Genomic DNA, 8,742 nt, shown 5'->3' on the forward strand with positions numbered 1-8,742 from the left:
CGGCGCGCCGGCCGCGCCGGAGATCCGGCTCGGATTCCTCCTGGACCCCACGCACCTGCTGGTCACCGTCTCCGACCCCGACGACCACCCGCCCGTGTACGCCCCCACCGGCTCCGCCCTGGCGGAGCACGGCAGGGGCCTGGGCATCGTCGACGCCCTGTCCGAGGAGTGGGGCTGGACCCCCTGCCCTCCGGCGGGCAAGACGGTCTGGGCCAGGTTGTCGACCTGTCCACCCCTCTGACACGACTGCCGCGGAAAGGCCACTCGCCATGCGCAGCGCTTCGACGGAACACCCGAGCAGCGAGCGCCCACAGCGCCCCGGCGCCCCGTCCGGGGTCGCCACGACCACGCCGCTCACGGCCCTGGACCGAGTGCCCTGGGGCGACATCCAGGACTCCACCGGTTCGGCGGCGGCCATTCCCCTCCTGCTCAACGGCATCGCCTGGGGCGACGCCGACACGGCCCGCTCCGCACTCGCCGACCTGCGGAGGCGGATCTGCCAGTTCGGCTTCGTCGTGGAGCAGGCGACGGCCGCCACGGTTCCCTTCCTGTGGGAGCTGGCGAAGCTGCCGCAGGTGACGTGCCGCGCCCAGATCATCCAGCTGCTCAAGAGCATCGCCGACGCCCGGCAGTGGGAGAGCACCGCCGCCGCCTACCCGAAGCTGCTGAACCGCCGGGAGAACCCGGTGGTGTGGGAGCGGGCGGCCCGCCAGGCGGTGCGGGCCCGGCGCGGCGAGCTCGGCCGGCTGATGGCGGACGAGGACACGGAGATCGCCCGGGCCACGACCGAGCTCGCCCGTTCCCTGAGCACCTGACGGTATGCGGTGCCCGGGCGCCGGGAGTCGTGACGAAACGGTGAGGGCCCCCTGTCACCACGGGTGATGCCCCTCGCCTCGCGCGGCCGGGCAGTGTAGACATGGCACATGGTCCGACTCTTGGGTCGATCCGGGACTCGATCGCCCCTGCGGCCCGGCGCTGCGCCGTCCGCTCGGCAGCGGCGGGAGGCGGGCTCGTCGCGGTGGCAACCGGTGGCGGGGCTGCGGTCGGTGCTGGGCGGACGCAGCGTCGCCGGACAGGTGTTCCTGCTCGTCGTGGTGATCGTGCTGCTGCTGGTGGTGGCGGCCGTCGTGGCGCTGGTCCTGCAGGTGCGGCACGACACGACCCAGGAGGCCCGCAACCGTTCCCTCGCCGTCGCGGAGACCTTCGCCAACGCGCCGGGCACGGTCGAGGCGCTGGACAGCCCCGACCCCACGGCGGTGCTCCAGCCGCGTGCCGAGGCCGCCCGTGAGCGGTCGAAGGTCGACTTCATCGTCGTCATGAACACCGACGGGATCCGCTACACCCATCCCAAGCCGGACCGCATCGGGAAGAAGTTCGTGGGGACGATCGCGCCCGCGCTGGCCGGAAAGGCGGTGACCGAGGACATCGAGGGCACCATCGGCCACCTCGTCCAGGCCGTGGTGCCGGTGAAGGACACCCGCGGGCAGGTCGTGGGGCTGGTGTCCGCGGGGGTCACGACCAAGAACATCGGCGGGACCGCCGACCGCCAGCTGCCGCTCGTGCTGTTCGCCGCCGCTGCGGCGCTCGCCCTGGCGACGGCGGGTGCCGCGCTGGTGAGCCGACGGCTGCTGCGCCAGACGCACGGGCTCGGGCCGCACGAGATGACCCGGATGTACGAACACCACGACGCCGTGCTGCACGCCGTACGGGAGGGCGTGCTCATCGTCGACGACGGGGGCACCCTGCTGCTCGCCAACGACGAGGCGCACCGGCTGCTGGGACTGCCCGCCGACGCCGAGGGCCGGCACGTGCTCAGCCTGGGTCTCGACCCCGGCACCGCCGAGCTGCTGGCCTCCGGGCGCGTCGCCACGGACGAGGTGCACCTCGTCGGGGACCGGCTGCTCGCCGTGAACCAGCGCACCACGGACCGTGCGGGCGTCCCGCCCGGCAGTGTCGCCACGCTCCGCGACTCCACCGAGCTGCGCGCCCTGTCCGGCCGGGCCGAGACCGCGCGGGAACGGCTCAACATGCTGTACGACGCCGGGGTGGGCATCGGGACGAGCCTGGACGTGACCCGTACGGCCGAGGAGCTGACCGAGCTGGCGGTGCCCCGGTTCGCCGACTTCGCCACCGTGGACCTGTTCGACGCGGTGCTGGGCGGTGGGCAGCCGGACGCGGCGACCGCGCTCAGCCGTGCGGCGCTGAGCGGGGTCCGCAAGGACGCTCCCCTCTACCCCGTCGGCGAGCGGATCAGGTTCGTCGGGTCCTCTCCGCAGGGCCGCAGCCTCGACACCGGCCGGCCCGTCCTGGAACCCCGGCTGAGCGAGGCCCCCGGCTGGCAGGCACAGGACCTCGAGCGTTCCGCGCAGATCGTGGAGTACGGCATCCACTCCCTGATCACCGTGCCGCTGCGGGCCGGGTCCCTGCTGCTCGGCGTGGTCAGCTTCTGGCGCTGCGAGAAGCCGGAGCCCTTCGACACGGACGAGCTGGCCCTGGCGGAGGAGCTGGTGGCGCGGGCCGCCGTCTCCATCGACAACGCCCGCCGCTACACCCGCGAGCACAGCATGGCGGTGACGCTCCAGCGCAGCCTGCTCCCGCGGAACCTGCCCGAGCAGGACGCCCTGGAGATCGCCTACCGGTATCTGCCCGCGCAGGCCGGGGTGGGCGGCGACTGGTTCGACGTACTGCCGCTGTCGGGGGCCCGGGTCGCGCTCGTGGTCGGGGACGTCGTCGGGCACGGGCTGCACGCGGCGGCGACCATGGGGCGGCTGCGCACCGCGGTGCACAACTTCTCCGCCCTCGACCTCCCGCCCGACGAGCTCATCGCCCTGCTGGACGAGCTGGTCGGCCGCATCGACCAGGACGAGACGGAGGCGGAGGGCAGCGCCCCGGTCACCGGCGCGACCTGTCTGTACGCCGTGTACGACCCGGTCTCCCGGCGCTGCACCGTCGCCCGGGCCGGGCATCCCCCGCCGGCGCTGATCCACCCCGACGGCAGTGTGGAGTTCCCCGACGTGCCCGCCGGCCCCCCGCTCGGGCTCGGCGGTCTGCCGTTCGAGACGGCGGAGCTGGAGCTGGCGGAGGGCAGCCGGCTCGTCCTCTACACCGACGGGCTGGTCGAGGACCGGGAGCGGGACATCGACGTGGGTCTCGACATGCTGCGCGAGGCGCTGGGCCGGGCCGGCCAGTCCCCCGAGGACACCTGCCGGACCGTCCTCGATGCCCGGCTCACGGCCCGCTCCAGCGACGACATCGCCCTGATCGTCGCGCGCACCCGGGCACTCGCCCCCGACCGGGTCGCCGAGTGGCCGGTGCCGGCCGATCCGGCGGCCGTGGGCGAGGTGCGGGCGGCGGTCACCCGGCAGCTGGCCGAGTGGGGACTGGACGAGCTGACGTTCACCACGGAGCTGATCCTGAGCGAGCTGGTCACCAACGCGCTCCGGTACGGCGGCGGCCCCATCCATGTCCGGGTGCTGCGCGACCGCAACCTGATCTGCGAGGTGTCCGACAGCAGCAGCACGTCGCCGCGTCTGCGGTACGCGACGATGACGGACGAGGGCGGGCGGGGGCTGTTCCTGGTCGCGCAGCTCGCCGAGCGCTGGGGGACGCGCTATCTGCCCGCCGGGAAGGTGATCTGGGCGGAGCAGCCGTTGCCGTGAGCGGCCATAAGGCCGCCTACGACCAGCCATAAAGTCGCCTTATGAGCTCATAGACCGGACCCGCGTACCAACTTAGGCATGCCTCAGTTTAGGCTTCACGGCGAGATCACTTGTCGCCGCTCGAAGGGAACCTGACCATGCCCCGCCCCCTGCGGGTAGCCATCGTCGGATCCGGCCCCGCCGGGATCTACGCCGCCGACGCCCTGCTCAAGTCCCAGGTGGCCGCCGAACCCGGCGTGTCCATCGACATCTTCGAGCGCATGCCGGCGCCGTTCGGACTGATCCGTTACGGCGTCGCCCCCGACCACCCGCGGATCAAGGGCATCATCACCGCCCTGCACCAGGTCCTCGACAAGCCGCAGATCCGGCTCTTCGGCAACGTGGACTACGGCACCGACATCAGCCTGGACGACCTGCGCGCGTTCTACGACGGCGTGATCTTCGCCACCGGCGCGATGGCCGACCGGGCGCTGTCCCTCCCGGGCATCGACCTCGACGGCTCCTACGGCGCCGCGGACTTCGTGTCCTGGTACGACGGCCACCCGGACGTGCCGCGCACCTGGCCGCTGGAGGCGGAGAAGGTCGCCGTGCTCGGCGTCGGCAACGTCGCGCTCGACGTCGCGCGCGTCCTGGCCAAGACCGCGGACGAGCTGCTCCCGACGGAGATCCCGCCGAACGTCTACGAGGGTCTGAAGGCCAACCGGGCCAAGGAGATCCACGTGTTCGGCCGCCGCGGCCCGGCGCAGGCGAAGTTCAGCCCGATGGAGCTGCGGGAGCTGGACCACTCCCCCAACATCGAGGTCATCGTCGACCCCGAGGACATCGACTACGACGAGGGCTCGATCGCGACCCGGCGCGGCAACAAGCAGGCCGACATGGTCGCCAAGACCCTGGAGAACTGGGCGATCCGCGACGTCGGCGACCGGCCCCACAAGCTCTTCCTGCACTTCTTCGAGTCGCCGGTGGAGATCCTGGGCGAGGACGGCAAGGTCGTCGGCCTGCGCACCGAGCGCACCGAGCTCGACGGCACCGGCAACGTCAAGGGCACGAGCACGTTCAAGACGTGGGACGTCGGCGCGGTCTACCGTGCCGTCGGCTACCTGTCCGACAAACTCCCCAAGCTGCCCTGGGACCTCGACTCCGGCACCGTCCCCGACGAGGGCGGCCGGGTCATGCAGGAGACCGGCGAGCACCTGCAGTCCACGTACGTCACCGGCTGGATCCGGCGCGGTCCGGTGGGCCTCATCGGTCACACCAAGGGCGACGCGAACGAGACGGTGGCGAACCTGCTGGACGACTACGCGAACGGCCGGCTGCACACGCCCGCCACCCCCGGCCCCGAGGCCGTGGACGCGTTCCTCGCCGAGCGGAACGTCCGCTTCACCACCTGGGACGGCTGGTACCAGCTGGACGCCGCGGAGAAGGCGCTGGGCGCGCCCGAGGGGCGCGAGCGCGTGAAGCTCGTCGAGCGCGAGGACATGCTGCGGGCCAGCGGCGCCTGACCTCATGGACACCCCGCGGGCGGGTCCGGTGGCAATGTCACCGGACCCGCCCTTATGCGTGCTTGAACCGTGTACGATCCGGATGTTTCACCGAACCATCACATCGCCTTCACCAGAGGGTCATGCCAGGGGGGACGAACGTCCATGCGTATACGCCTTGTCGCGGCCACGGCCGTCGCTGCCGGAACACTCACCGCGCTTGCGGCGGTTCCGGCTCAGGCCGCCGAGTACAACTCCGCGCTGAAGATCCGCGGTATCCAGTACGACGCGCCCGGGAGGGACTCCAACAGCTGCTCGACGGGGAACACCGACGAGGAGTACCTGACCATCAAGAACTACTCGCGGTCGACGACGGTGAACCTCAAGGGCTACGTCGTGAAGGACGCCGCGGGGAACAAGTTCACCTTCACCGCGAGCCACACCCTCCAGCCGGGTGACTACGTGAAGCTGCGCGGCGGCAACGGATCCGACTCCGACGCGAAGAACGTCGTGTACCGCGACAACTGCAACTTCATGTGGAACAACGACAAGGACACGATCTACGTGTACAAGCCGTCCGGCAGCCGCGCCGACGTGCACTCGTACACCAAGAGCGGCTCCGACGCGGACGGCAACGGGTACATCACGTACCACGGCTGAGCCTTTTGCCGAACCGGCAACAGGCTTCGTGTGCGTCGCGGCGGGCGCTGCATGATCGGTGGACCGAGCGCCCCTTTCCGGAACGCGGGAGGATCCATGCCGCAGACGTCCGCCGTCGACCACACCCATCGCCTGGTGCCTTCACCGGCCGGCCGCCTTCACCTCGTCGAGCAGGGTGAGGGTCCGCTGGTCCTGCTCCTGCACGGATTCCCCGAGTCCTGGTACGCCTGGCGCCACCAGCTGCCGGCCCTGGCCGCCGCGGGCTACCGCGCGGTGGCCGTCGACGTGCGCGGCTACGGGCGCTCCTCCCGGCCCGCGGAGGTGGACGCGTACCGGATGCTCGAACTGGTGGCGGACAACGTGGCCGTCGTGGAGGCGCTGGGCGAGCGGTCCGCAGTGCTCGTCGGGCACGACTGGGGCGCGACCATCGCCGCGACGTCCGCGCTGGTCCGGCCGGACGTGTTCCGCGCGGTCGCGCTGCTGAGCGTGCCCTACACCCCGCCCGGCGGGCCCAGGCCCAGCGAGGTCTTCGCCGGGATGGGCGGCGACGAGGAGTTCTACGTCTCCTACTTCCAGGAGCCCGGCCGGGCCGAGGCGGAGATCGAGCCCGATGTGCGCGGCTGGCTCGCGGGCTTCTACGCGGCCCTGTCCCCGGACACGATGCCGGAGGCCGACCCGCATTTCCTGGCGCGCGGAGGCCGGTTGCGCGACCGCTTCCCCGTGGACCGGCTGCCGCACTGGCTGACCGAGGCCGATCTCGACGTCTACGCCGGGGAGTTCGAACGCACGGGCCTGACCGGCGCCCTGAACCGCTACCGCAACATGGACCGGGATTGGCAGGACCTGGCCGACTTCGCCGGCGCCCCCGTCACGCAGCCGTCACTGTTCATCGGCGGCGGCCTGGACGCCTCCACGACCTGGCTGTCCGACGCGATCGAGGCATACCCGACCACCCTGCCCGGACTGACGGCCTCCCACATCCTCGACGGCTGCGGTCACTTCCTCCAGCAGGAGCGTCCCGCCGAGACCAACCGGCTGCTGGTCGAGTGGCTGAAGGGGCTCCCGGCCTAGGTTTTCCGGCTGGGCAGCCAGTGGTCGAGGTAGGTGCGCAGGCCCGTGAGGTCGGTGCCCCGAGCGACGTAACCCACGTATCCGTCGGGTCGTACGAGGGCGTGGGTGGTGCCGGGCCAGGGACTTTCCGTGCCGAGGCGGTGGACGTCGACCAGGTCGTGCGGTGGCGGGATCTCGGGCCAGGAGCCGGTGAGCAGGAGGTGGTGCCCCGGGCCGGCGGTGCGCTGCTGGAGGCCGCGTGGGTCGTCGGGGAGCCGGTCTCCCGCCCGGGGGCCGCGCGCCGGCCGGGCCGGGCCGGTGGTGGACAGGGGGCCGCGACGGTAGTGGATGCCGAGTTCGGACACCGTGCGGAAGAGGCGCGCGCGGGGGCCGGTCGCGCGCAGGAGCAGCGGGGCGACGAGCGGGGCGAGGCGTGTCCGGGCCAGCCGCAGGGCCGGCTGGCTGCTCGTGCCGATGGTGAACGCGCGGTCGGTGAGGCGCCGTACGCGGTGGCCGACCGGGGCCCGCTCCGCCTCGTAGGTCTCCAGCAGCTCCTCCGGCGCTGCCCCGCGGCAGACGTGGGCGAGTTTCCAGCCCAGGTTGAGCGCGTCCTGGATGCCGGTGTTCATGCCCTGGCCCCCGGCCGGGCTGTGGATGTGCGCGGCGTCTCCGGCGAGGAAGAACGGGCCCTTGCGGTAGTGGGCGGCGCCGCGGTTGTGGATGCGGAAGGTCGTCGTCCAGACCGGATCGCGCAGGGTCAGCCGGTCGGTCGTCCAGTCGTCGACGATCTGCTGGAGGAGGTCCGGTGTCACCTCGTCGGACCGGGCGCCCGGCGGGCGCGTGGCGATCATCCGCCAGCTGGCCGGGGTACCGAGCGGGAAGAAGAACAGCAGGCCGGAGGCGGTCATGTAGGTGTGCGCGGCGCCCGGCTCCAGTCCGTCGACCTCCAGGTCGGCCAGCAGGAACGTCTGGGGATAGGCGTATCCCTCGAAAGCGATGCCCGCTTGGTCGCGCACGGTGCTGTGGGCGCCGTCGCAGCCGACGACGTAGCGGGCCCGCAGCGTCTCCTCGCCGCCCTCCCCATGGCGCAGGCGGCAGGTGACGTACTCCCCCTCCGGCTCGGCGCTCACCAGCTCCGTGCCCCGCTCGACGGTGACGTCCCGTGCGGCGAGCCCGGCCGTGAGGACCGCCTCCGTCTCCGACTGCGGGAGGAAGAGCAGGAAGGGGTACGGCGTGTCGTCGCAGCCGACGTCGAACACCGGCACGTGCAGCGTGCGGCGGGGCAGATGCAGGTGCAGCCGGACCGACGCGTTCCCCCGGTCGACCAGTTCGTCCGTCACGCCGAACCCGGCGAGCATCTCCAGGGTGCGGGGCTGGACGGCCGGGGCGCGCGACTCCCTGACACGGTCCAGGGAGCGGTCGACGATCCGGAACAGGGTGTCGTACGCGCGGAGCTGTGTCGCGAGTGCGAGTCCGGTCGGCCCCGCGCCCACCACGAGCACGTCCAGGGGTGCGGTCATGGGACCAACCGTAGGCGCCGCCGCCCGGCATGCCGGGGCCCTCCGCGACGTGTCCGTGGCGGAGGGCTGCCGTCCGGTGGTGCCGGCTCAGACCTCCAGGTCGGTTTCGATCCGGCGGAGCTGGTGGCGGGCCATCGCCAGGTTCGCGCGGCTCGCGTCGAGCACGAGGTACAGGAACAGTCCGCTGCCGCCGCGCCCCTTGAGCAGGCGGATGAGGTGGTACTGCGAGTTCAGGGTGATCAGGATGTCCTCGATCTCCTCCTTCAGGCCCAGGAGTTCCATGGTGCGCAGCTTGGCCCGGACGACATCGGTGTTGCCTGCGGCGGCGACTTCCAGGTTGAAGTCCTTGGTGCCGCCGCAGGCAACACCGAT

General features: G+C 72.0%; 8 protein-coding genes. 6 read left to right on the plus strand and 2 right to left on the minus strand.

Going from position 1 to position 8,742, the window contains the following annotated elements:
- The 6 genes from CCL05_RS23100 to CCL05_RS23125 all read left to right on the plus strand — a co-directional run.
- A partial coding sequence (locus CCL05_RS23100; protein ID WP_143589937.1) for an ATP-binding protein occupies positions 1–241 on the plus strand: 241 nt, incomplete at its 5' end.
- A gap of 28 nt (positions 242–269) precedes the next feature.
- The gene (locus CCL05_RS23105) at positions 270–815 is read left to right on the plus strand and encodes a hypothetical protein (protein WP_086562394.1); all 546 of its coding nucleotides are present in this window, start codon (positions 270–272) and stop codon (positions 813–815) included.
- A gap of 108 nt (positions 816–923) precedes the next feature.
- The gene (locus CCL05_RS23110) at positions 924–3,659 is read left to right on the plus strand and encodes a SpoIIE family protein phosphatase (RefSeq protein ID WP_208641599.1); all 2,736 of its coding nucleotides are present in this window, start codon (positions 924–926) and stop codon (positions 3,657–3,659) included.
- Positions 3,660–3,796: 137 nt separating this feature from the next.
- Positions 3,797–5,161 (plus strand): FAD-dependent oxidoreductase, encoded by a 1,365-nt coding sequence (locus CCL05_RS23115; RefSeq protein WP_086562395.1) that lies wholly within the window; start codon positions 3,797–3,799, stop codon positions 5,159–5,161.
- Between the two features lie 144 nt (positions 5,162–5,305).
- Positions 5,306–5,800, plus strand: coding sequence for a lamin tail domain-containing protein (locus tag CCL05_RS23120; RefSeq protein ID WP_086562396.1), 495 nt, complete (start codon positions 5,306–5,308; stop codon positions 5,798–5,800).
- Between the two features lie 96 nt (positions 5,801–5,896).
- On the plus strand, positions 5,897–6,871 hold the full coding sequence (locus CCL05_RS23125) for an alpha/beta fold hydrolase (protein WP_086562397.1): 975 nt from the start codon (positions 5,897–5,899) through the stop codon (positions 6,869–6,871).
- Here CCL05_RS23125 and CCL05_RS23130 read toward each other — a convergent pair.
- Both CCL05_RS23130 and CCL05_RS23135 read right to left on the minus strand, forming a co-directional pair.
- Positions 6,868–8,370, minus strand: coding sequence for an FAD-dependent monooxygenase (locus CCL05_RS23130; RefSeq protein WP_086562398.1), 1,503 nt, complete (start codon positions 8,368–8,370; stop codon positions 6,868–6,870). The genes CCL05_RS23125 and CCL05_RS23130 overlap by 4 nt on opposite strands.
- Positions 8,371–8,457: 87 nt before the next feature.
- The coding region (locus tag CCL05_RS23135; RefSeq protein ID WP_086562399.1) for a hypothetical protein at positions 8,458–8,742 on the minus strand (285 nt) is incomplete at its 5' end.

The organism is Streptomyces africanus (assembly GCF_002150735.1).
GTDB classification, from domain to species: domain Bacteria; phylum Actinomycetota; class Actinomycetes; order Streptomycetales; family Streptomycetaceae; genus Streptomyces; species Streptomyces africanus.

Coding starts and splice junctions, on each gene's coding strand:
- CCL05_RS23105 (WP_086562394.1), top strand. CDS start 270: ATGCGCAGCGCTTCGACGGAACACCCGAGCAGCGAGCGCCCACAGCGC.
- CCL05_RS23110 (WP_208641599.1), top strand. CDS start 924: ATGGTCCGACTCTTGGGTCGATCCGGGACTCGATCGCCCCTGCGGCCC.
- CCL05_RS23115 (WP_086562395.1), top strand. CDS start 3,797: ATGCCCCGCCCCCTGCGGGTAGCCATCGTCGGATCCGGCCCCGCCGGG.
- CCL05_RS23120 (WP_086562396.1), top strand. CDS start 5,306: ATGCGTATACGCCTTGTCGCGGCCACGGCCGTCGCTGCCGGAACACTC.
- CCL05_RS23125 (WP_086562397.1), top strand. CDS start 5,897: ATGCCGCAGACGTCCGCCGTCGACCACACCCATCGCCTGGTGCCTTCA.
- CCL05_RS23130 (WP_086562398.1), bottom strand. CDS start 8,370: ATGACCGCACCCCTGGACGTGCTCGTGGTGGGCGCGGGGCCGACCGGA.